Raw genomic sequence first — 24,205 nt, 5'->3', positions numbered from 1 at the left:
ATACGACCGGATGAAAAAGTGCGTGACTGTAATGGGTACGCATTTAGCCAGCCAACCGGGAAGTAATCACGTTTGTGTAAAAAAAGTGATGAGATTTATCCCCCTTTCCATTAAATGAGATAACGGCAAGGGATCATGCGGGATAATCTGAAGAATTGATCGTTATCCGTATCAACTCACATCCCGCCATTCTGATAAAAGAGATCGCCTTCTGATAGAATTTACTTTTTCTCAGTGGCCGTAAATACGGCAACGACGCCATGTTGTTGGATATTGACCTGTTCAAAATAACGGCACAAGACGTTTTTTAGGTCATTAAGCGAGTCATATTTGTTGCTGAAAATACCTTTCTTATTATAGAGATTCATTAAGTAGCGTCCAAAGGAATTGTGTTCCACACCGCTCCCTAAGATCGTCGCCCCGTGAAGCGTGCCTTTGTCAGATAAGGCGTGTGATGCATGCTCTATCGCTGATGCTTTTTCCTGCATATTCCCCTGTAAACAATGCAAGAGATAATACATTGAAACTGAATCATATTTTCCCTTTTCTTCCTCGGGTAACGGAGTGAATATATCGTGCTGTAATACGTGTTTTACTCTGTGAACGCCAATCCGTTTTTTTGCCGCCGCAAGGCTATTGGGGTTGAGATCCAGAAGAGTTATGGTGTCGGAAATATCATTGGCTTTCGCCAGATAGTAACCCGTGCCAACGCCTATATCCAGATGGTTTTTTGCCATATTCTGCTGGAAATGAGGAAGTAATATTTTATCAGTATTGCAACGCCACGCGTAATTATTCGATATATTCAATACCCACATATCATAAAGTTTTAATATGAATGGGGTGTATATGCCAGCTCCCTTCTCACTTCTGCGGTCCATTTTTATTCTCCATGTATTTATTTACCATCCTACTGTAAACGATAAGCACAAATAGATAAAGTTATGTTTCATAGTATGACTATATGACATTCATAGAGCGTATTCTTTGAATCACGAATTTTTTCTCCGAAGTCTCCCTGATATTGCAGTCAGCCTGGATAACAGAAAATATCTCCGCTAAAATTATTTGTTCTTCCGGTACAGGGTTAATCCGTACTCCTGTGCACAACATTCTCGGCGCGGGTTCGGCTGGGATAGTGAACCTTCAGCTTTTTTCTAAAGCTGCCGATAGTCTGGCCCGTAATATCGTTTGCTGGGTAGTTCCGTATTTTCTGGCAACGGCGCTGACACCTTCTCACGCATCGATAGCCGCAATCACCCGGCGTACGCTAAAACCCAATGCACCTCAGGCGCATTGGGTCGGATGAGCTGCCCGCCATGAATATTATGGCAATGTAAGAGCGCTACTTTTGGATATTATTCATCCTCACCTGCAGTCTGGAAATTTGTCCGGTTATCTCGGCCGTCCTCTCTGCAAGAGCCCTTATTTCACTCGCAATAACTGAAAAACCACGTCCCTGCACCCCGGCTCTGGCCGCTTCTATACTGGCATTAAGCGAAATCAGTTTAATTTGTGACGCTATATTGCTGTTTTCTGAAACCAGTTCGCCAATTCCTTTCGTGATTTCTACAGAGTCCTGTCTGTACACTTGCTGTTGAGCTTCGTACACCTGCCGATCTTTGAGTGCCTGTATATCGATAAGTGCACCGACCGCTCTCAGCGGCGTACCGTCCGCTTTTCGCTTTGTCTGACCCCGTGCGCGAAACCATCGATACTTACCGTTGCGTAGCATAAGCCGGTATTCAATATCGAAATCCGTCTGCCCTGTTCTGTCACCGAGATGTTTGCCGAAAGCATCAAGCGCCAGCTGTTTGTCTTCAGGGTGAAGGCGTGATGCCCAGCTATCCATGACATCAGGAAACTCTTCTACCGTCTCAAATCCAAGCAGTTTTCGAAACTGTTCAGACCACCAGAAAACATTATCAGGATTCATCGCATTGCCATTAATAATGTCCAGGTCCCACAAACCATCGTTAAGCATTTCCCGGGAAAGATTAAATCGTGTCAGGACCGTTTCATAGTCTTTTTCTTTCTCAAGGTTCTCGTTAACGTCTTCAAAGGACACCAGGGTCATCGACCCCAAATTATTCAGAGAAACGTTGAACCCTCTTTTATACCCCTTCCCTGTCTCAATCAGGCAGTCATGCATGTATCCGTGTTGATCACCGACGACAGAGTTCTTCAAAAGTTGCTTAAACTTTTCACGATCTGCGGAATTAAACAAGGCGATCAGATCCAACAGCGGCCTCTCATCATCGTAAGAAAGACCAAACTGCACGCATGCTTTTTTCGAAAGCCATACGGTTGTATGAGCGTCAGTCGCAGATCCACTGACAATACCCATTCCATCTTTTGCGAAATCCATCACCTGGTAAATAAGTTTCCTGGCTTCTTCACTGTCTTTTTCCTGAGGTTCAACTGAAGGTGTGTCATCACACCGAATTCCCTCTGGCATAGAATGAAGCTGATTTTTTTTCTTATTTTTAAAAATTCTGTTGAGCATGTTGCTCCCCTGGAGTTTAGTTGGTAAATCATGAAGCGTGTTCTGGTAGCTCACATCGGTTATCGGTTCTTTAAGAGTAAAATTTAAAAAAAACTGCCATCACCGCCGCTCCTCTGATGGTGAATATATAAATATCTATTATTTTCATAAGATTGTGGCAGGTGGCATGCGATGTTCTTTTCGCTATTTAAAAATGGTGGTTCATTTAAGAGAGAATCCCTGCCACTTGGATGTTGTAACTATTTATGTTGGTAACCTCTGCGTGACAGCCTTTGATTTGTCCCTTTTTCATGCACGATTAACTAAAAAGCAGGGACGGATTATCCTAACACCACCGCCAGTAAACCTATTTACCCTCGCCATAAAAACGGGATGATCTTTTTTCGCTTAAGCAGGCTAATAATGGCAAAATGATGTCATAAAATGTGACGGGTAACATTAATGCTAAAAGGTGTTGCTCTCAGAATAAAATGCTCAAATAAACCTCCCTTTCGGAGCGCATAAATCAACACCATTTGAGATATGTAATGCTACCCCCCGAAAAATGAGTGGTGTATCTTCAACTACAGCTCTTACTCATAATTTTCCGTTAGGATTTATCTCATATTTTGTAAATTCACTATATGATAGGAAGGTTCTTATCTATGCTGAATTTTGTGATTAGAAAATTCTAATTATAAATTTTTAGATTTAGTGTTTTTTCGAGATCCATTTGTCTGTAGACTGGTGCTCGTTGCAGTAGCTATCAATTTCAAATCAACTCAAGGTTACGGATTCCATTATGAGCGAAACGCTGAAAGTATTAAATAATATTCGCACTCTTCGTGCCCAGGCCCGAGAAGTGTCTTTATCTGAACTGGAAGAGATGCTAGAAAAACTGGAAGCGGTAGTAAATGAAAGACGTGATGCAGAAGCAACTATCGCCTCTGAGATTAAAGAGAAAGAAGAAAAGCTGGCTAAATATCGTCAGATGTTACTGGAAGACGGTATCGATTTAAGCGAACTGACTTCAGCAGAAAACACAGCGGGCAAGCCGCGTGCAAAGCGCGCACCACGACCGGCTAAATATGAATATACTGATGAAAACGGCGAACAAAAATCCTGGACCGGTCAGGGCCGTACGCCTGCTGTTATTAAGCAGGCTCTGGATGCCGGTAAAAAACTTGAAGAGTTTCTGATCAAGTAAATAAAGGCGGGCCACGTCATCCAGCGTGGCCGCATATTATGCCTACATTGTCTCAGGGCAAGTCATCGGTGTTTATCAGCATTGCCAGTCATTTCCCCGCAAAAAAGCCGTTTCGCGGCATCATAATTGAGTTAAGTACTTTCATATTCCAGAGTCAGGTTGACCAAGACCCCTAACGATCCGCACACAGGCCCCTCCTGTAACTTCGCCATCAATGAGAATTATCATTCGCTACTCTGTCGAAACTGGGCGGAGCGTCAAAGATGTCTGCCCCTGGAAGCCCGCCATTATCGAATAGGGTTAACTGAACGCACCGGACAGAAACGCTGGAATGTTATCTGTATAGAGATGATGTACGGATAATGACGAAGCGCTGGCTGACTCACTGCAACAGTGATCGACGTCCTGAATCTTCGGATAATCTGACGCCGGAAAACCTATCGTCCGACGGATGGAAGAATGAAAATCTAAAAAAAGTGTGGGGAACTCAAGCTGGGATACATACAACAGGCGGGAAAAATTCAGCAGATAACGATAAATGACCGTCATCGCTGACGGATAAAAAAAAAGGGACGAGCTATGCTCGTCCCCTCTGCGATGCCGGGTCGGTGTTGTTACGCCAGACGACCGTGGCACTGCTTATATTTTTTACCCGAACCGCAAGGGCATGGGTCGTTACGCCCGACTTTGCGCTCGCCGCTCTGTTCTGCCAGCGACTGTGCCGCTTCGGTTTCGGCATCCACATGGCTCAGCTGCTGCTGCTGCGCCAGGCGCTCGGACTCCTGGCGGCGCTGCTCTTCCATCTGCTCGACTTCTTCCGGCATCCGCACCTGTACTTTACTTAGCGTACTCACCACTTCATATTTCAGCGACTCAAGCATCGCGGCAAACATAGCGAACGACTCGCGCTTATACTCCTGCTTAGGATCTTTCTGCGCATAGCCGCGCAGATGGATACCCTGACGCAGATAGTCCATTGCGGCAAGGTGCTCTTTCCACAGCGAGTCCAGGGTCTGCAGCATCACGCCCTTCTCGAAGCTGCGCATCATTTCTACGCCAACCACCTCTTCTTTACGCTGATACTGCTCCTGCGCCTGCTGCATAATGCGCTCGCGCAGCGTCTCTTCATGCAGATTTGGCTCTGCAACCAGCCAGTCAGCAATCGGCAGCGTCAGGTCAAAGTCATTGCTCAAACGTTCCTGTAAACCCGCAACGTCCCACATCTCTTCCATCGACTGTGGCGGAATATAGCTGTCGATCGTAGTTTTGTAGACGTCCTCACGAATGCTGGCGATAGTTTCTGACACGTCGGAAACATCCAGCAGTTCGTTACGCTGTGAGTAAATCGCGCGGCGCTGGTCATTAGCCACATCGTCGTATTCCAGCAGCTGCTTACGAATATCAAAGTTACGGCTTTCCACTTTACGCTGGGCGTTGGCAATGGCTTTGGTCACCCACGGGTGTTCGATCGCTTCACCTGGCTTCATACCCAGCTTACGCATCATATTGGTGACGCGATCCGAGGCGAAAATACGCATCAGCGCATCTTCCATCGACAGATAGAAACGAGAAGAACCGTGGTCGCCCTGACGACCGGAACGGCCACGCAGCTGGTTGTCGATACGGCGCGATTCATGGCGCTCAGTGCCGATGATATGCAGACCGCCAGAGGCCAGTACCGCATCGTGGCGAATTTTCCACGCGGCTTTAATCGCGTCGATCTGCTCAGCGCTGGCGTCTTCCAGCGCGGCAATCTCTGCCTGCCAGCTGCCGCCCAGCACGATATCCGTACCGCGTCCCGCCATGTTGGTGGCGATAGTCACCGCGCCCGGCTGGCCCGCCTGTGAAACGATGTCGGCTTCACGCGCGTGGAACTTGGCGTTAAGCACTTCATGCTTTACGCCCGCACGGGTCAATTCCTGAGACACCACTTCAGACTTCTCAATCGAGATGGTTCCCACCAGCACCGGCTGGCCGTTTGCGGTACGCTCACGGATATCTTCGATGATGGCACCGATCTTCTCCATTTCGGTCATATACACCAGATCCGGCAGATCTTTACGCACCATCGGGCGGTTTGTAGGAATAACGATGGTATCGAGCTTGTAAATAGAGCTGAATTCAAAGGCTTCGGTATCCGCCGTACCGGTCATTCCGGCCAGTTTGTTGTACAGGCGGAAGTAATTCTGGAAGGTGATGGATGCCAGCGTCTGGTTCTCATTCTGAATGTCCACGCCCTCTTTGGCTTCCACCGCCTGATGCAGGCCGTCAGACCAGCGGCGCCCCTGCATAGTACGTCCAGTATGTTCATCAACGATGATCACCTCACCGTCTTTGACGATGTAGTCAACGTCACGGGTAAACAACACATGGGCGCGCAGCGCGGCGGTCACATGGTGCATCATCATGATATTGCCCGGCGAGTAAAGCGATTCACCCTCGGCCATGATCCCTTCGCTGACCATCAGCTCTTCAACGGCAACCAGGCCGCGCTCGGTGAGATGCACCTGGCGCGCTTTTTCATCCACCGAGAAGTGGCCTTCTCCCTGGAAGCTGTCGGAATCTTCTTTTTCCTGACGGATCAGGTTAGGAATGATTTTGTTAACCTTGATATACAGCTCGGAGCTGTCTTCTGCCGGGCCGGAGATGATCAGCGGGGTACGCGCTTCGTCGATCAGGATGGAGTCCACCTCATCCACCAGCGCATAGTTCAGCTTACGCTGCACACGCTCTTCCGGGCTGAAGGCCATGTTATCGCGCAGATAGTCAAAACCGTACTCATTGTTGGTGCCGTAGGTGATATCTGCCGCATAGGCTTCACGTTTAGCCGGTGCCGGCAGGCCGGGCAGGTTGATCCCGATGCTCAGGCCGAGGAATTCAAACAGCGCGCGGTTGTTTTCCGCGTCACGCTGGGCCAGATAATCATTGACCGTGACAACGTGAACCCCTTTACCGGACAGCGCATTGAGGTAAGCAGGCAGCGTTGCGGTCAGAGTCTTACCTTCACCGGTGCGCATCTCTGCAATGCAACGATCGTTCAGCACCATACCGCCCAGCAGCTGCACATCAAAGTGACGCATACCAAATACGCGCTTGCTGGCTTCACGCACGGTGGCAAACGCTTCCGGGATCAGGGCTTCCAGCTCTTCGCCTTTCTCCAGGCGCGCCCGGAATTCAATAGTTTTAGCCTTCAGCTCGTCATCGGATAACTTGACGAAATCCGGTTCCATTTTATTGATCTGCTCTACGGCTTTGCGCATACGGCGCAGTGTACGATCATTGCTGCTGCCAAAAACTTTAGTCAATAGTTTGATTAACATAGTAAATAATTTCTCTCAGTCACTGCCACAAGCAGTAGCACTTAATATTTGATTTGATGGGACGCGTTTTGTTAACTGAGTGCTGAAGGTGGCCCGGCGCGGATGCCACAAACCTGGGCCAGCCACAGGCCGATATGATGACGCGGCGAGCTGCTCACCTGGCGCTGTGTGGTATGGCGAATGATTACCGGCGGTCTGGCTTCGTGGGTCAGCAGTGCGTTTAACGTATCCAGCAGCGCCAGCTTATGCGCTTCCAGCGGCACCGTGGCGGCCACAGTTGATACAGAAGGAGTAAGAGAGAAGGATAAATGGCGGATTACCGTGCGGATAGCATGCTGGTGCCAGTAGTCCACGCTGAACGAGGAACGCCGGGCGCTTTCCTGTAGCATCACCAGGCGGTCAATGCGCGTGGCGCTGCCGATATTCAGGCTTCGTGCAGAGGTTTCTGCTAAGGTAGTTCCATCATGAGCCGACGCCTGGGGCAGACCAAAGCTCGCCGCGACCATCCCCAACAGGAGATGCGGCCAGAAATAGCGTCTGCCAAATTGTCGCCAACGATTTAGAATACCGATCACTGTGTTCCGCCGGAGCTTATCTATGCGCGATAGTCGCCCACAATCTATTGAAAGTTTCTTCGACCAGGCTCAGGAACAGAGCGTACTGCAACATGTGCAGCAGCGCGCCATCGCGCTGAACAAGCTGAATCGTGCAGTTCAGGGGGTGATCCCCTCGCAACTGCATCCCTGGTGCCGCGTGGCCAATTTCCGTCAGGGGATTCTGGTGATCGAAACGGCCAACGCCAACTGGTTGATGCGCTTACGCTATGAACAGTCCAGTTTGCTGTCAGCTTTACGAGCGCAAATATTACCATCATTGACGTCAATCGACATCAGGATAAATCCTTCGCTGGCGGCAAAAGGTCAGGAAACTGTGCAAGAAAACAGCAGTCGGACGCCGATGGCAGAAAAAGCGCCGTTGAGACAGCTCAGTGAGGAAAGTGCGGAAGTTCTACGCGGGGTCGCGAGCCAAAGCCCGGAAAAGCTGAAAAAGATTTTAGAACGACTGGCCTCGCTGGCCGGAGAGAGTACCAGCTCAACCAGTCGTAATAAGTAGTTCCGGCTTATGCCAGAACCAGATTGGGTGCCCTGAACGTGACCGGCAGCGTCGCTTCATCTTCGAAGGTTGCCCATTCCCACGCTTCCTGCTTAGCCAGAACAGCCTGTAACAGCTTGTTATTTAGCGCATGGCCAGACTTGTAGGCGGTAAACGCACCGATGATATTATTGCCGCACATATACAGGTCGCCGATGGCATCCAGCATTTTGTGACGAACAAATTCATCTTCAAAGCGCAGGCCGTCTTCATTCAGCACGCGATAATCATCCACCACAATGGCACAGTCAAAGCTCCCGCCGAGCGCCAGCCCACGGGATTGCAGCGCTTCGATATCACGCATAAAGCCAAAAGTACGTGCGCGGCTAATCTGTCGCGCAAAGGCTTCTGCAGAAAAGTCCATGCGGTAGCGCTGCGTGCTGGCGTCAATAGCCGGATGGTTAAAATCAATGGTGAAATCCAGTGAAAAACCATTATGTGGCGAAAGCTCTGCCCATTTGTCGCCATCTTCAACCCGGACAGGCTGTTTGATGCGCACAAATTTTTTGGCGCTGTTCAGTTCTTCAATACCGGCATCCATCAACAGATAGATAAAGGGTGCCGCGCTGCCATCCATGATAGGAATTTCAGGCGCGTTCACTTCCACCACGATATTGTCGATACCGAGACCTGCAAGCGCAGCGTTCAGGTGTTCGACCGTTGAAATCCGGACGTCATGCTCGTTAACCAGGCAGGTACAGAGCATGGTATCACGCACGGATTTAGCATCAGCCGGGAAATCAACCGGGGGATTCAAGTCGGTGCGGCGATAGATGACCCCGGTATTAGCCGACGCAGGGCGTAGTGTCAGCGTAACCTTTTTGCCGGTATGCAAACCAACACCGGTTGTCTGAACAATACGTTTTAATGTCCGTTGTTTGATCATCTCGTTATCTCGCAGTAATTAGCAATACTACCGTCAGATTATGCTACTGGCGGGAAAGTATTTTAACACAAAGAGCGCAGGATCCCAATTCAGGAAATTCCTAGTCTGCCTGTTTACGCAGGAAGGCCGGAATATCCAGATAATCAGGTTCTTTGTTCGTTTGTGTGCCCGGCTCATTAACCACTTTCGCTGCAGGCTTCTGCTCCTGCGGCAGCGGTGACATCCCGTGCTGCTGGTAGCGGTGATCCATGACAGGCTGAGCCGGCTGTTTGTTCGTCACCAGGGTGATTTCCGGGCGCTTGTCCATACCGATACCGGTCGCAACCACGGTCACGCGCAGCTCATCGTTCATCTCTGGGTCCAGAGAGGTACCGATCACCACTGTGGCGTTATCCGAAGCAAATGCACGGATCGTGTTACCCACGGTTTCGAACTCATCCAGACGCAGATCGAAGCCAGCGGTGATGTTAACCAAGACGCCACGCGCACCGGAGAGATCGATATCTTCCAGTAACGGGCTGGAGATGGCCATTTCAGCCGCCTCTTCCGCACGGTCTTCACCGCACGCCACGCCAGAACCCATCATCGCGTAGCCCATTTCGGACATTACGGTGCGCACGTCTGCGAAGTCGACGTTCATCAGGCCCGGACGGGTAATCAGTTCGGCGATACCCTGCACAGCGCCTTTCAGCACATCATTCGCCGCGCCGAACGCGTCGAGCAGAGAAATTCCGCGACCCAGCACTTTCAGCAGCTTGTCGTTAGGAATGGTGATCAGTGAGTCAACGTGCTTCGACAGCTCGGCGATACCCTGCTCAGCAAACGCCATGCGTTTTTTGCCTTCGAAATTGAATGGCTTAGTGACCACCGCAACGGTCAGGATACCGAGGTCTTTGGCAACTTCCGCCACCACCGGTGCCGCACCGGTACCGGTACCGCCGCCCATGCCTGCGGCGATAAACACCATGTCTGCGCCTTCCAGCGCCTGACGCAGTGCTTCACGGTCTTCTTCAGCCGAGTTGCGGCCCACTTCAGGGTTAGCGCCTGCACCAAGACCTTTGGTAATGCCATTACCGATCTGAATGGTCTGGCCCACTGCAGTTTTGCGCAGTGCCTGAGCATCCGTGTTTACCGCGAAGAACTCAACGCCTTCGATACGTTCACGCACCATATGCTCTACAGCGTTACCGCCGCCGCCGCCGACGCCGATGACTTTAATCACCGCGTCATTGGTTAGTTCCATTGGTTCAAACATAATTTCTCTCCGTTATGTGCTGTTCGCCTGGAGATCACTCAACATGCCTAGCATGATCCCCTTTGGTAAAAATTAAAACTCTTTTCTCAGCCAGCTGTTGATTTTCTTAAACCAGTTGCCCACCGAGGCTCTTTTTTCTATATCGGCCTCACCGTTGAGGTGAGACTCTTTTCCATAGTGCAGTAAGCCGACCGCCGTCGAGTAATAAGGCTCCTGCGCGTAATCCGTTAATCCGGTAATATTCAGCGGCTGTCCGATACGCACCTGAGTGTGAAATACACGCTGGGCGCAAGCCGCCAACCCTTCAATCTGGGCCGCGCCGCCGGTCAGAACGATACCGGCCGCGAGGTGATGTTTAACGCCCTGCTGACGCAGCTGCTCCTGAAGCTGAAGGATCTCGTCATTGACGAGATTCAGCAGCTCGGTGTAACGCGGCTCGATCACTTCTGCCAGCGTCTGGCGTTGCAGGCTACGCGGAGGACGCCCCCCCACGCTAGGCACTTCCACATTTTCATCCTTACCGACGATAGAGCCCAGCGCACAGCCATGACGCACTTTAATCGCTTCAGCGTCAGTGGGTGGCGTACCAAAGGCGTAGGCGATATCGCTAGTCACAACGTTGCCCGCATAGGGGATCACCTTGCTATGACGCAGAGCACCACCGGTATAGACCGCCATATCCATTGTGCCGCCCCCAACGTCTACCACGCAGACGCCCAGCTCGCGCTCATCTTCAGTCAGTACAGCAAAGCTAGATGCAAGGCCAGCAAAAATCAATTGATCTACCTTCAAACCACAGCGTTCTACCGCTTTAACGATATTTTTCGCCATGTCATTATGACAGGTGATCAGGTGAACTTTTGCCTGCATACGCACGCCGGATAAGCCAACCGGGTTTTTAATGCCTTCCTGGTAGTCAATCGCATACTCCTGCGGGATCACATGGAGGATACGATGCTCATCACGCACGCGCACAGATTTGGCCGTGTGCACCACGTTTTCCACATCTTCCTGGGTTACTTCTTCTTCGGAAATAGGAACCATCCCTATTTCGTTCTGGCAACTGATATGTTTGCCAGATAATGCAAGGTAAACCGAGGAGATCTGGCAGTCCGCCATCAGCTCCGCCTGATCGATGGCGCGCTGTACGCATTTCACCACCGATTCCAGATCGTTGACGCCGCCTTTATCCATACCGCGGGACGGGCAGCTCCCTGCCCCGATGATATTGACCATACCATCAGGCAGGACCTCCCCTACCAGGGCGGCAACCTTTGCAGTGCCTATCTCGAGTCCAACTACCAGTTTTCTGTCCGTCGACTTGATCATTGTTGTTTAACCTGTGCCTGATTCTGTTGCTGATTACCGTCAGCCGCCGCCACGGGAGCCGTTTTCCATCCTACTGCCGCGCCAGAGTCGTAACGCAGGTCTACATAGGTAACACGTTTATTCTCCGCCTGCGCCTGCTGTTGCAGGGTTGGAAGCAGATCGATAAAGCGCTGAAGCCGCTTCATGTCGTCGCTGCGCCCTAACTCCAGACGGGTATCGTCCTCTAACACCAGCTGCCATGAACGCCGTGCGGTCATGGAGGCCGCTTTCACTTTCAGTTTACTGACCGCCAACGCATCGCTCATCTGACGGTAGCCTGCCAGCACTTCTGACTCACTGCCCTCAGGCCCGTACAACATCGGCATACTCTCTTTGCCGATATGGTTGGTGGGAACGCTAAATGATTGACCATCCGCATCAACCATATGTACATCATTCCAGCGCGCCACCGGAACATACTCCACCAGATGAATTTTTAACTCATCCGGCCACTGCTTGCGCACGCTGACCTGTTTAATCCATGACAGACGTTCTATCTGCGTCTGGATGATATTGACATCCTGCGACATAAATGTGCCCGGCTCGCCAAGCGACAAAATAGTCTGGCGAATGTCGTCATTGGTGGTGAAGTGCTTCTGACCGGTGACCACCAGCTTAGATAGCGGCAACCGGGAGGCGTCATTCATCCACTTCATGACCACAAACCCACCCGCCAGCATCACGCCGATCACCATCAGCAGAAAGACGATCCCGGCAAGCCGTGAGCCGTTGCTGCGACCGGTGCGCGCTTTTTCCTGCGCTTCACTTTGACGGACATTCAAAGCTGCCTGAGACATATCAGTCGGCCAGTTCCAGAATGCGCGCTACCAGCTGTGAAAAACTCATGCCGGCCTGGTTGGCCGCCATCGGTACCAGGCTATGGCTTGTCATCCCTGGGGAGGTATTGACCTCCAGCAGGTAAAACTGCCCATCTGCGCCCATCATCACATCGACACGCCCCCAGCCGCTGCAACCCAGAGCGCGCCAGGCGGCGATGGTCAGTTCGCGAAGTTCCGCTTCCTGGTCGGCGCTCAACCCTGACGGACAAAAGTATTGAGTTTCATCAGAAAGGTACTTTGCATCATAGTCATAGAACTCGCTGGCGGTCTGAATACGGATAGATGGCAGAATGTCCGTGCCGATCACCCCCACGGTGTATTCGGGGCCGCTGAGAAACGCTTCTACCAGCACTTCATCGTCAAAACGGAAGGCTTCTTGCAGCGCAGCCTGCAATTCTGAAGCCTGGTTAACGCGCGAAATACCCACGCTGGAGCCTTCACGACTGGGTTTGACAAACAGCGGTAATCCCAGCGCGTCGATGCTTGTCATCAGCTGCGCATCCAGCCCCGCATCCATTTGTGCACGATTAAGCGCCACAAAGGGCGACACCGGGAGCCCACAGCCCTGCCACAGATATTTACTGCGCAGTTTGTCCATGGTGATCGCCGAAGCCATCACGCCGCTGCCGGTATAGGGGATCGCCAGAAACTCCAGCACGCCCTGTAGGGTGCCGTCTTCACCGCCGCGCCCATGTAGCGCGATAAAGGCTTTATCGAAACCTTCTTCTTTCAGGCGCATCGCCGGAAAATCACGAATATCAATCGCGTGTGCATCAATTCCGGCTTCCTTAAGCCCCTTCAGGACCGCTGCTCCGGATAACAGCGACACATCTCGTTCTGCGGAGGTTCCACCCAGCAATACCGCGACTTTCTCAGCCATGATGTTCCTCATTATTCGTCTGTAACTGCAATTTAACATCGGCCAGGCTGCGGGCGATACGCCCTACGTTTCCGGCACCCTGTACCAAAATCAGATCGTTGCCGGTTAACTTCGGCAACAGCATTTCCAGTACCGCGTCGTGGTCAGAGACCAGAATCGGGTCAACTTTGCCGCGACCGCGAATGGTGCGGCACAGCGACCGGCTGTCAGCCCCCGGTATCGGCGTCTCACCGGCTGAATAGACATCCAGCATCAGCAGCACGTCGACCTGCGAAAGTACGTTGGCGAAATCGTCATACAAATCGCGCGTGCGGGTATAGCGATGCGGCTGGAAAATCATCACCAGATTTTTATCTGGCCAGCCCGCCCGCGCCGCCTTGATGGTGACGTCCACCTCCGTTGGATGATGTCCGTAATCATCAACCAGCATGGCCGTGCCAGCGCTGCCGTTTACCTGCGCCAGCGGGTACTCTCCGAGGAAATCGAAGCGGCGGCCGGTTCCCTGGAAGCTCTCCAGCGCGGCGAGAATATCCTCATCGTCAATATTCTCTTCGGTCGCCACCGCCACCGCTGCGGCGGCATTTAAGGCGTTGTGACGCCCCGGCGCGTTCAGCGTAACCTGCATCAGCGGCTTGTCCTGGCGCACCAGGGTAAAGTGCCCCTGCGCGCCGCGCTGCCGGTAGTTTTCAACGCGCACATCGGCATCTTCACTAAAGCCGTAAGTGGTAATCTGACGCCCAACGCGTGGGATCAGCTCGCGGATCACCGTATCATCCACGCACAGCACGGCGCGCCCGTAAAACGGCAAATTGTGTAAAAAATTGATAAAGGTTTGCTTTAAGTTTTCGAAGTCGCCCTGGTAAGTATCCATATGATCGGCTTCGATATTGGTGACAATCGCCACCATCGGCTGCAAATGCAGGAACGACGCGTCGCTCTCGTCGGCTTCAGCAATCAGGTAACGGCTGCTTCCCAGTCGCGCGTGCGTACCGGCCGCCTTCACCAGGCCACCGTTGACAAAGGTCGGGTCAAGCCCCCCTTCGGCGTAAATACTCGACACCATGGCAGTCGTGGTGGTCTTGCCGTGCGTACCGGCAACGGCAATACCGTGACGAAAGCGCATCAGTTCGGCCAGCATCTCCGCACGGCGAATAACCGGGATACGCGCCTCACGCGCGGCAACCACTTCCGGGTTGTCCTGTGAAACCGCGGTGGATACCACCACCACGCTGGCATCGCTGACGTTTTCCGGGCGATGGTTAAAATAAATTGTTGCGCCCAGGGCATTCAGATGGCGGGTTACCGCGTTAGGCGCCAGGTCCGAACCGCTGATCTCATAACCTTCATTAGCCAACACTTCGGCAATACCGCCCATGCCGGCACCACCGATGCCCACAAAATGGATGTGCCGGACGCGACGCATCTCGGGCACGATAGAACGCAGTTTTGCCAGTTGTTGTGTATTCATCTCTTCTGCCTGCCGGTGTGTTGCCACACCTTATTCATTCCGGGACGGGCTTCTCCGCCCCGCGTGAGTATCTTTAGCGCGCTGCCTTGCTGACTTCAGCAGCAACGCGCTCTGTTGCGTCCGGGATCGCCACCGCGCGCGCTTTTTCAGCCATCGCCAGTAGCGTCGGACGATCCCAGCCTGCGAGGGTTGCAGCCACCGCATCGGCGGTAAACTGCGGCTGCTCGTAAATAACGGCCGCCCCGGCCTGCTCGAGCGGCAGGGCGTTCCAGTACTGCTGGCGATCCTTATGCTGGAATGGCACAAAAATCGCCGGTAATCCGGCCGCCGCCACTTCGCTAACGGTCAGCGCACCCGAACGGCACACCACGACATCAGCCCACGCGTAGGCGCTTGCCATATCGTCGATGAATTCCGACACCCGATGTTGGCTCTGGTTCACCCTGGTGTAGTCCGCATTCACCTCATCCAGTGCCCCCTTGCCAACCTGATGCCACAGGCTGATGCTGTCACCGAGCCTGGCCGCCACCTGCGGCATCGTCTGGTTCAACACGCGGGCTCCCTGACTGCCGCCGATCGCCAATACTCTGGTCGGCCCGTCACGCCCGCTTAAACGCACGGACGGTAACGGGAGCGCCAGCACATCGGTACGCACCGGATTGCCGACGACCTCCGCATCGGGAAACGCGCCGGGAAACGCCTGCATCACTTTAGTGGCAATCTTTGCCAGCCACTTATTCGTTAAACCAGCAATACCATTCTGTTCATGCAGCACCACCGGAATACCGCAGCTCCACGCCGCCAGACCACCGGGGCCGGAAACATAGCCGCCCATGCCCAGCACCACGTCCGGCTGCCAGGCTTTCATAATCGCCCGCGCCTGACGCCAGGCGTTGAAGATACGCAGCGGTGCCGCCAGTAATGCTTTGATGCCTTTACCACGCAGCCCGCTGATGCGGATAAACTCAATGTCGATACCGTGTTTCGGCACTAAATCCGCTTCCATACGGTCAGCGGTACCAAGCCAGCGCACCTGCCAGCCCTGCGCCATCAGATGGTGTGCGACCGCCAGCCCGGGGAAAACGTGCCCGCCGGTTCCGCCAGCCATCACCATCAGTCGCTTTCCACTCATCGACTATCCTCGCGTGAACGCCTGGGCCTTTGCCAGACGCGTTTCATAATCTATACGTAACAAAAACACGATGGCGGTCGACATAATAATCAGACTCGAACCACCGTAACTGATCAGCGGCAACGTCAGACCTTTGGTCGGCAACATACCCGCTGCGGCCCCCACGTTGACCAGTGCCTGGAAGCTAAACCAGACGCCAATTGAACAGGCAAGAAAGCCCGAAAAGCGCTGATCGAGCTCCAGTGCGCGTCTTCCGATCGACATCGCACGAAAAGCGACGAAGAATACCATTAACAACGCTAAAACCACACCGATATAACCCAGCTCCTCACCGATAATCGAGAAGATAAAATCGGTATGGGCCTCCGGCAAATACTCGAGCTTTTGTACCGAGTTACCCAGCCCCTGCCCCCAAAACTCACCGCGCCCGAAAGCCATCAGTGACTGGGTTAACTGGTAACCGCTGCCAAACGGATCTTCCCAGGGGTTCCAGAAAGAGGTCACGCGGCGCATACGGTAGGGTTCAGCCACAATCAGCAGGCAAACGGCGAAAATACCGGAGCCGATTATCGCCATAAATTGCCATAATTTAGCCCCGGCGAGAAACAGCATGGCCAGCGTGGTGACAAACAGCACCACCACCGTACCGAGGTCGGGCTGTGCCAGCAGCAGTACCGCCAGTACCACCATCACGCCCATCGGCTTACAGAAACCCCAGAAGTTGTTGCGCACTTCTTCAACTTTGCGCACCAGATAGCTGGCGAGATAGCAGAACAGCGACAGCTTAGAAAGCTCAGCAGGCTGAATGCGCAGCGGGCCAAGCGCGATCCAACGCGATGCCCCGTTGACCGAGCTGCCCACTACCAGCACCACCAGCAGCATGACCACCGTCGCCAGCAGCATCATATTGCTATAGCGCTGCCAGAAATCCATCGGGATACGCAGCGTCACCAGCGCCATGCCGAGCGCCAACAGCAGATAGAACGCATCGCGCTTGGCAAAATAGAAGGGATCTGCGGATAAGCGCTGGCCCACCGGCATTGATGCCGATGTCACCATGACAAAACCAATGATAGCCAGACCAAAGGTCAGCCACAGCAGCGTGCGGTCATAAAGCACCATCGAACTGGCATCACTTTCGCGTGATCCCATAACCCAGGATTTCAGGCGATGTGAAATCCCACCGGCAAAACTGAGACCCGGTATACGCATCAGCCAGCCTCCCGCGCCAGTTGGGCAAACAGATCGCCGCGCTGCTCGAAGTTTTTAAACTGGTCAAGGCTGGCACAGGCTGGCGACAACAGCACCAGGTCGCCAGGCCGCACCTGAGCGGCAATCTGCCGCACGGCTTCCGCCATCGTCGCCGTTTGTACCGCTATTTCCGGACGCAGGGCCGCCAGTTCAGCGCCGTCACGACCGAAGCAGTACACCCGAATGCGCTCGCCCTGCAAATAACGGGTGAGGGGCGTAAAATCCGCCGACTTGCCGTCTCCGCCCAGCAGCAGCCACAAGGTACCGGCTGGATGTAAACCATTCAGCGCCGCCTCGGTGCTGCCAACATTGGTGGCTTTGGAATCGTTGATCCAGCGCACACCGTTATGTTCATGAACCAGCTGAAAACGGTGCGGCAAGCCGTTAAAGGTCGTTAAGGCTTTCAGGCTGGTAGCGCGCGGCAGGCCAACGGCATCCGCCAGCGCCAGCGCCGCCAGGGCATTCGTATAGTTATGCTGACCGACCAGGTGCATTTCGTCGGTATTCAGCACTTTTTCCCCCTGCACACGCAGCCAGGTGCTGCCCTGCTGGCGCGTAAGGTGATAGTCGCCGAAGTCGGCACCAAAACTGACGCAGCGTGCATCCGCGCCGCGTATTGGCATGGTCATCGCATCATCGGCATTGACCACGCAGGCCGTGGCATTTTCATAGATGCGCAGCTTGGCAGCGCGATATTGCTGCATGCCGAGCGGGTAGCGATCCATATGATCTTCGGTCACGTTGAGGAGGGTCGCCGCCGCCGCTTTCAGGCTGCTGGTGGTTTCCAACTGGAAGCTCGACAGCTCCAGCACATACAGCTGGGCAGGCTGCTGCAACAGCGTCAGTGCGGGCAGGCCAATATTGCCCCCTACGCCAACCTGCCAGCCTGCGGCTCTTGCCATCTCGCCGACCAGCGTCGTCACGGTGCTTTTACCGTTGGAACCGGTGATCGCCACGATCGGTGCCTGCGCTTCGCGGCAGAACAGCTCAACATCGCCAACGATCTCCACTCCGGCCTGCGCCGCAGCGATCAAAGAAGGATGCGCCAGCGCCACGCCGGGGCTGGCAACGATCAGATCGGCATCCAACAGCCAGCTGTCGTTCATCGACCCCAGCCAGCGCTCAACGTTTTTCGGCAGCTTTTCCAGCCCCGGTGGCACGACACGGGTATCTATCATGCGCGGCACAACGCCGCGCGCGATAAAGAAATCAACACAGGAGAGGCCGGTCAGGCCCAACCCGATAATGACCACTTTTTTACCCAGATAGTCAGCCATAGTTAACGTACCTTCAGCGTGGCCAGGCCAATCAGCACCAGCATCAGTGAAATAATCCAGAAGCGGACGATGACGCGCGGCTCCGGCCAACCCTTCAGTTCATAATGATGATGAATGGGAGCCATACGGAAAATTCTCTGCCCGCGTAATTTGAAAGAACCAACCTGTAGGATGACTGACAGGGTCTCTACTACAAACACCCCGCCCATAATCACCAGCAGGAACTCCTGACGCAACAGCACGGCGATAGTACCCAGCGCGCCGCCCAGCGCCAGTGAGCCAACGTCACCCATAAAGACCTGGGCTGGATAGGTGTTGAACCACAGGAAGCCTAAGCCCGCCCCAACGATCGCGGTGCAGACAATCACCAGCTCACCGGCATGGCGCAGATAGGGAATATGCAGATATTCAGCAAACTTCACGTTACCGGTGGCCCAGGCAACAAGAGCAAATCCGGCGGCGACAAACACGGTGGGCATAATGGCCAGGCCATCAAGGCCGTCGGTCAAATTCACCGCATTGCTGGTGCCGACAATGACAAAGTAGGCCAGCAGCAGGTACAGCAGCCCCAGCTGCGGCATCACATCTTTAAAGAACGGCACCACCAGCTCGGTAGCCGGGGTATCTTTGCCAATCATATACATGACGAAGGCGACAACCAGAGCGATGGCCGACTGCCAGAAATACTTCCAGCGAGCAATTAATCCCTTAGTGTCTTTGCGCACCACTTTGCGGTAATCATCCACAAAGCCCACGATGCCGTAGCCGACCAGCACAAACAGCACGCACCAGACGTAGGGGTTGGAGGGATAAGCCCACAGCAGCACCGAAACGGTAATCGAGGTCAGGATCATGATCCCACCCATCGTCGGCGTACCGCGCTTGCTAAAGTGCGACTCCGGGCCGTCATTACGCACCACCTGGCCAAATGACATCTCCTGCAGGCGGGCGATCATACGCGGCCCCATCCACAGGGAAATAAACAGCGCGGTCAGCAGGCTGACAATGGCGCGAAACGTCAGATACGAGAAGACGTTAAAGCCCGAATAAAAAGTGACCAGATGCTCGGCCAGCCAGACTAACATGTGCCTTTCTCCTGTAAAATTTGCACTACCTTTTCCATAGAGGCACTGCGTGAACCTTTAACTAATAGGGTGATCTGCTGATGTTGCGCCAGTAGCTCAAGCGCCCGTGCGCCGAGCGCCGTCTTGTCGGCGAAGTGCTCGCCAACGCCGCTGGCGTCAGAAATGCCGTGGCTCAGTGAACCGGTGCTTAATACTTTATCAATGGCGGCATGGCGAATAGCGTTGCCCACCTGGCGGTGGCACTCGGCGGCTTCTGCCCCCATTTCCGCCATATCGCCGACGATCATCACGCGGTAGCCGGGCATCTCAGCCAGAACCTGCGCTGCGGCGGTCATAGAACCCACGTTGGCGTTATAGCTGTCGTCCAGCAGTAGCTTATCGGCGCTAAGCGCCAGCGGAAACAGTCGTCCCGGCACCGCCTTCAGGGTGCTTAGCCCCTGACACACCGCACTCAGCGGCGCACCCACCGAGAGCGCCAGCGCGCTGGCGGCCAGCGCATTGGCGATATTGTGACGCCCCGGCAGCGGCAGGGTGACATCCACCTCACCCTGCGGCGAATGCAGGGTAAAATGCGTTCCCTGCGCGCTGAGGGTGACGCCGGAGGCATAAAAGTCGCTGTCGGCCTGACGATCGGGCGAGAAGCGCCAGACGGTTTTACCGTGCAGCGCCGACTGCCAGTGCGGCCAGTCGTTACTGTCGCTGTTAATAATGGCGGTGCCATTGAGCGGCAGACCGCTAAAAATTTCGCCCTTCGCCTTCGCCACGCCGGCCAGAGAACCAAAGCCCTCCAGGTGCGCCGCCGCGAGGTTATTAACCAGTGCGGTTTCCGGGCGTACCAAATCAGTGGTATAGGCAATCTCGTCCTGGTGGTTGGCCCCCAGTTCAATGACCGCATATTGATGTTGCGGCTTCAGGCGTAATAGCGTCAGCGGCACGCCAATATCATTGTTGAGGTTACCTGCGGTATACAGCGTCTCGCCGCACTGGCGCAGAATGGCCGCCGTCATCTCTTTTACCGAGGTTTTGCCGGACGACCCGGTTAGCGCCACGATGCGTGCCTCAGACCGCTGACGCACCCAGGCGGCCAGCTGCCCCAGCGCAATTCGCGTATCGGCGACCACCACCTGGGAGACCTCTACAGGTAAGCGTTGACTTACTAACAGACCTGAACAGCCTGCCGTAACCGCATCTGCGACAAAATCGTGGGCATCAAAACGCTCGCCTTTAATGGCGATAAACAGATTTCCCGCCGTCGCTTTGCGTGTGTCGGTCGTGACCTCGGCAATTGCACCGTCACTGCCGTACAGCGTACCGCCGGTTATCTCGGCAAGTTGTTGTAATGTCAGGGTTATCAAGCGAACCCCCCCAGCAGACGCGCGACCGTATCCCGGTCAGAGTAGTCAAAGCGCTGATGGCCGATAATCTGGTAATCTTCGTGGCCTTTACCGGCAACCAGCACAATATCGCCTTGCTGTGCCTGCATCACGGTGTTAGTGACCGCTTGCGCACGGCCCATGACTACCCTGGCGCGCCCCGCATCAAGCAGGCCGCTTAATATGTCGCTAACAATAGCCGCCGGATCTTCGCTGCGCGGATTGTCATCGGTGATCACCACCACATCAGCACACTGCTCGGCAATCGCGCCCATCAGCGGGCGCTTGCCTTTATCGCGGTCACCGCCGCAGCCAAACAGACACCACAGCCGCCCCTTGCAGTGCAGACGTGCCGCCGTCAGCGCTTTTTCCAGCGCATCGGGAGTATGGGCATAATCCACCACCACCGTTGGTTTGCCCGGTGCGCTGAAAACCTCCATGCGCCCGGTAACAGGTTGCAGCTGGCTGGCGGTCGCCGTTAATGCGGCCAGCGGATAGTCCAGAGACAGCAGTGTTGCCAACGCCACCAGCAGATTACTGACGTTAAATGCGCCCATCAGGCGGCTGTCGATATCCCCCTCTCCCCAGCTGGAGGAAAAGTGCACCCTGGCCCCGCCGTCGTGGTAATCCACCTTTGTCGCCTTCAGCCAGCGGCCATGACAGCCCGGCTGGAGATGATTTTCCATCGTCACCGCCACCGCATCCGGCAGCTTTTCCAGCCAGCGGCGTCCGACTTTATCATCGGCATTGATGATGGCCTGGCCGACCTGATGTTCGGCAAACAGCAGCCACTTGGCGGCTTCATAACGCGCCATATCGCCGTGATAGTCGAGATGATCGCGGCTGAGGTTGGTGAAAGCGGCCGCCGCAAACGGCAGCGCCGCCACGCGGTGCTGCACCAGGCCGTGCGAAGAGATCTCCATCGCCGCCAGGCTTGCGCCTTTGTCCACCAGCGATGCCAGCAAATGCTGCACATCCACCGCCGATCCGGTGGTGTTTTCCGCCGGGGCAAGCTGCCCGTAAAGGCCGTTACCCACCGTTCCCATCACCGCGCCGGTTTCACCCAGCAGCTGCGCCCACTGCGCCAGAAGCTGGGTCGTGGTGGTTTTGCCATTGGTGCCGGTCACGCCAATCAGCTTTAGCTTTTCGCCCGGCTGCTGGTAAAAACGACCAGCAAGCGCCGACAGACGTTGAGAAAGCTGCGCCAGATAAATGACCGGGACGCCGTGCGTCTCGACGATCTGTCCGTCTTCCGCTTCGCCTTCCGCCTCGGCAATCACCGCCGCCACGCCCTGAGCAATCGCCTGAGGAATAAAACGCCGCCCGTCGGCCGCATGACCTTTAATCGCGACAAACAGATCGCCCGATGCCGCTACACGGCTGTCCAGCGTCATTTCGCGCAGTGCGCGCTCCGGTGCGCCCGGCACCCACGGAGCCAGTAAATCACGCAGTTTACGATCTGCCACTGAGTGCCTCATTTTTGTTAGTTACCATCTCATTCTTATCAATAGTGGGTAACGCATCCGGTTCAACGTTCATGGTGCGCAGTACGCCCCCCATAATGGCGCCAAACACCGGTGCGGATACCGCACCACCGTAATATTTGCCTGACTGGGGATCGTTTATCACCACCACCAGCGCAAAACGCGGTTTGCTGGCCGGAGCAACCCCGGCGGTATAGGCAATGTAGCGGTTGACGAATTTACCGTCTGGCCCCACCTTCTTGGCCGTACCGGTTTTGATGGCAATACGATAACCCTTGATGGCGGCTTTTACGCCGCCGCCGCCCGGCAGGGCGACGCTTTCCATCATATGTAGCACCGTGCGTACCAGCGGTTCAGGGAACACGCGCTCCCCCGCTACCGGTGGGTCAACTTTGGTTATCGACAGGGGACGATAAATGCCATAACTGCCCAACGTTGCATAAACTCGCGCCAGCTGTAGCGGCGTGACCATCAGCCCGTAGCCAAAGGAGAAGGTCGCCCTTTCTATGTCGGCCCACCGCTGTTTCTGTGGGTACAGCCCGCTGCTTTCTCCAACCAGCCCTAAATTGGTCGCTTTACCTAAGCCAAAACGTGAGTAGGTATCCACTAACGCATTGGAAGGCATCGCTAACGCCAGTCGGGAGACGCCCACGTTCGACGATTTCTGTAACACCCCGGTCAGCGTCAGTTCGTTATAGCGCGCCACATCTCTGATTTCATGACCGTTGATTCGAAAAGGAACGGTATTCAGCACGCTGCTTTCATGCACTACGCCGCGCTGGAGTGCGGTCATCACCACCATGGGCTTCACCGTTGAGCCTGGTTCAAACATGTCGGTGATAGCCCGATTGCGCATCACGTCTTTGGTGACGCCGGTCAGATTATTCGGGTTATAGGCCGGGCTGTTGGCCATCGCCAACACTTCGCCGGTATTAATATCCAGCAGAACCGCCGTCCCGGATTCCGCTTTGTTAAAAGCCACCGCGTTATTCAGTTCGCGATACACCTGCGCCTGCAGGCGCTCATCGATACTTAAAGCCAGGTTGTGTGCCGCCCGGCTATCCACGGAGGAGATATCTTCTATTACCCGGCCAAAACGATCTTTACGTACCGTTCGTTCGCCGGGCTGCCCGGTCAGCCATTTATCGAAGCTTTTCTCAACGCCTTCAATGCCCTGCCCGTCAATGTTGGTAAATCCAATCAGGTGCGAGGTGACCTCTCCGGCAGGATAATAGCGTCGTGATTCCTCGCGCAGGAAGATGCCGGGCAGCTTCAGCTTTCTGATGTAGTCACCGATCGCCGGATTCACCTGACGCGCCAGATAGACAAAGCGCCCGTTAGGATTAGCATTGACTCGCGCCGCCAGCTGGTCAAGCGGGATCGAAAGCGCGTCTGACAGGGCTTTCCAGCGGCTATCAAGCGTAATTCCGCCCTTGTCGTGCAGCTCTTTCGGATCGGCCCAGATGGCATTAACCGGAACGCTGACCGCCAGCGGACGACCGGCGCGGTCGCTGATCATACCGCGCGATGTCGGGATAGCCTGTACGCGCAGTGAGCGCATATCCCCTTCACGCACCAGCCTGTCGGGATTGATCACCTGCAAATACGCCACCCGCAGCAGTAGCCCTACCAGTCCGAGAAAAATACAGCCGCACAGCAATGCAAAACGCCAGCTGACAAAGCTGGCCTGATCTTCCGTACGTTTCGCTTTCTGCTTCTGCGTTTTTTTTGCGGCTCTCATCA

19 protein-coding genes are annotated in these 24,205 nt (G+C 54.5%); 2 read left to right on the top strand and 17 right to left on the bottom strand.

All coding sequences use genetic code 11. From position 1 onward, the window contains the following. Nucleotides 1-221: 221 nt before the first annotated feature. The gene (locus tag ETA_RS04935) at nucleotides 222-881 is read right to left on the bottom strand and encodes a class I SAM-dependent methyltransferase (protein ID WP_042958671.1); all 660 of its coding nucleotides are present in this window, start codon (nucleotides 879-881) and stop codon (nucleotides 222-224) included. Nucleotides 882-1,345: 464 nt separating this feature from the next. Then, nucleotides 1,346-2,506 carry a methyl-accepting chemotaxis protein gene (locus ETA_RS20540; RefSeq protein WP_042958668.1) on the bottom strand — a complete coding sequence of 387 codons (1,161 nt, stop codon included), beginning with the start codon at nucleotides 2,504-2,506 and terminating at the stop codon, nucleotides 1,346-1,348. 781 nt (nucleotides 2,507-3,287) lie between these two features. Between ETA_RS20540 and ETA_RS04925 the strand changes: the two genes are divergently transcribed. Then, nucleotides 3,288-3,692, top strand: coding sequence for an H-NS family histone-like protein (locus ETA_RS04925; protein ID WP_012440513.1), 405 nt, complete (start codon nucleotides 3,288-3,290; stop codon nucleotides 3,690-3,692). Nucleotides 3,693-4,306: 614 nt separating this feature from the next. Here ETA_RS04925 and secA read toward each other — a convergent pair. Both secA and secM read right to left on the bottom strand, forming a co-directional pair. Further along, a complete protein-coding gene (gene secA, locus ETA_RS04920) occupies nucleotides 4,307-7,012 on the bottom strand; it encodes a preprotein translocase subunit SecA (protein WP_012440512.1) in 2,706 nt (901 codons plus the stop codon). A 71-nt stretch (nucleotides 7,013-7,083) separates the two neighbouring features. After that, on the bottom strand, nucleotides 7,084-7,587 hold the full coding sequence (secM, locus tag ETA_RS04915) for a secA translation cis-regulator SecM (protein WP_012440511.1): 504 nt from the start codon (nucleotides 7,585-7,587) through the stop codon (nucleotides 7,084-7,086). 22 nt (nucleotides 7,588-7,609) lie between these two features. Here secM and ETA_RS04910 point away from each other — a divergent pair, with 22 nt between their 5' ends. Then, a complete protein-coding gene (locus ETA_RS04910) occupies nucleotides 7,610-8,125 on the top strand; it encodes a DUF721 domain-containing protein (RefSeq protein ID WP_012440510.1) in 516 nt (171 codons plus the stop codon). Nucleotides 8,126-8,132: 7 nt separating this feature from the next. Here the strand turns inward: ETA_RS04910 and lpxC are convergent, their stop codons facing one another. From lpxC to ETA_RS04845, 13 genes are all read right to left on the bottom strand, one after another. After that, nucleotides 8,133-9,050 (bottom strand): UDP-3-O-acyl-N-acetylglucosamine deacetylase, encoded by a 918-nt coding sequence (gene lpxC / locus ETA_RS04905; RefSeq protein WP_012440509.1) that lies wholly within the window; start codon nucleotides 9,048-9,050, stop codon nucleotides 8,133-8,135. 100 nt (nucleotides 9,051-9,150) lie between these two features. After that, nucleotides 9,151-10,305: a cell division protein FtsZ gene (gene ftsZ / locus ETA_RS04900; RefSeq protein WP_012440508.1), complete on the bottom strand. Its 1,155-nt coding sequence runs from the start codon at nucleotides 10,303-10,305 to the stop codon at nucleotides 9,151-9,153. 72 nt (nucleotides 10,306-10,377) lie between these two features. Next, nucleotides 10,378-11,634: a cell division protein FtsA gene (ftsA, locus tag ETA_RS04895; RefSeq protein WP_012440507.1), complete on the bottom strand. Its 1,257-nt coding sequence runs from the start codon at nucleotides 11,632-11,634 to the stop codon at nucleotides 10,378-10,380. Continuing rightward, nucleotides 11,631-12,470, bottom strand: a complete 840-nt coding sequence (ftsQ, locus tag ETA_RS04890) for a cell division protein FtsQ (protein WP_012440506.1) — start codon at nucleotides 12,468-12,470, stop codon at nucleotides 11,631-11,633. The genes ftsA and ftsQ overlap by 4 nt, the downstream gene beginning before the upstream one ends. Before the next feature lies 1 nt (nucleotide 12,471). Then, nucleotides 12,472-13,392, bottom strand: a complete 921-nt coding sequence (locus ETA_RS04885; RefSeq protein WP_012440505.1) for a D-alanine--D-alanine ligase — start codon at nucleotides 13,390-13,392, stop codon at nucleotides 12,472-12,474. Next, on the bottom strand, nucleotides 13,385-14,860 hold the full coding sequence (gene murC, locus ETA_RS04880) for a UDP-N-acetylmuramate--L-alanine ligase (RefSeq protein WP_042958666.1): 1,476 nt from the start codon (nucleotides 14,858-14,860) through the stop codon (nucleotides 13,385-13,387). The genes ETA_RS04885 and murC overlap by 8 nt, the downstream gene beginning before the upstream one ends. A gap of 73 nt (nucleotides 14,861-14,933) precedes the next feature. Further along, nucleotides 14,934-15,992 carry an undecaprenyldiphospho-muramoylpentapeptide beta-N-acetylglucosaminyltransferase gene (gene murG, locus ETA_RS04875; RefSeq protein ID WP_012440503.1) on the bottom strand — a complete coding sequence of 353 codons (1,059 nt, stop codon included), beginning with the start codon at nucleotides 15,990-15,992 and terminating at the stop codon, nucleotides 14,934-14,936. Between the two features lie 3 nt (nucleotides 15,993-15,995). Beyond that, on the bottom strand, nucleotides 15,996-17,204 hold the full coding sequence (gene ftsW / locus ETA_RS04870) for a cell division protein FtsW (RefSeq protein WP_012440502.1): 1,209 nt from the start codon (nucleotides 17,202-17,204) through the stop codon (nucleotides 15,996-15,998). Then, nucleotides 17,204-18,520, bottom strand: coding sequence for a UDP-N-acetylmuramoyl-L-alanine--D-glutamate ligase (gene murD / locus ETA_RS04865; protein WP_012440501.1), 1,317 nt, complete (start codon nucleotides 18,518-18,520; stop codon nucleotides 17,204-17,206). The genes ftsW and murD overlap by 1 nt, the downstream gene beginning before the upstream one ends. Nucleotides 18,521-18,522: 2 nt before the next feature. Next, on the bottom strand, nucleotides 18,523-19,605 hold the full coding sequence (mraY, locus tag ETA_RS04860) for a phospho-N-acetylmuramoyl-pentapeptide-transferase (RefSeq protein WP_012440500.1): 1,083 nt from the start codon (nucleotides 19,603-19,605) through the stop codon (nucleotides 18,523-18,525). Then, nucleotides 19,599-20,960: a UDP-N-acetylmuramoyl-tripeptide--D-alanyl-D-alanine ligase gene (gene murF / locus ETA_RS04855; RefSeq protein WP_012440499.1), complete on the bottom strand. Its 1,362-nt coding sequence runs from the start codon at nucleotides 20,958-20,960 to the stop codon at nucleotides 19,599-19,601. Before murF ends, mraY begins: the two co-directional genes overlap by 7 nt. After that, nucleotides 20,957-22,444 carry a UDP-N-acetylmuramoyl-L-alanyl-D-glutamate--2,6-diaminopimelate ligase gene (gene murE / locus ETA_RS04850; protein WP_012440498.1) on the bottom strand — a complete coding sequence of 496 codons (1,488 nt, stop codon included), beginning with the start codon at nucleotides 22,442-22,444 and terminating at the stop codon, nucleotides 20,957-20,959. Before murE ends, murF begins: the two co-directional genes overlap by 4 nt. Then, nucleotides 22,431-24,203, bottom strand: coding sequence for a peptidoglycan glycosyltransferase FtsI (locus tag ETA_RS04845; RefSeq protein ID WP_012440497.1), 1,773 nt, complete (start codon nucleotides 24,201-24,203; stop codon nucleotides 22,431-22,433). The genes murE and ETA_RS04845 overlap by 14 nt, the downstream gene beginning before the upstream one ends. Nucleotides 24,204-24,205 lie beyond the last annotated feature (2 nt).

The organism is Erwinia tasmaniensis Et1/99 (assembly GCF_000026185.1).
GTDB lineage: Bacteria > Pseudomonadota > Gammaproteobacteria > Enterobacterales > Enterobacteriaceae > Erwinia > Erwinia tasmaniensis.
This window is presented reverse-complemented; position numbering and strand designations above follow the sequence as displayed.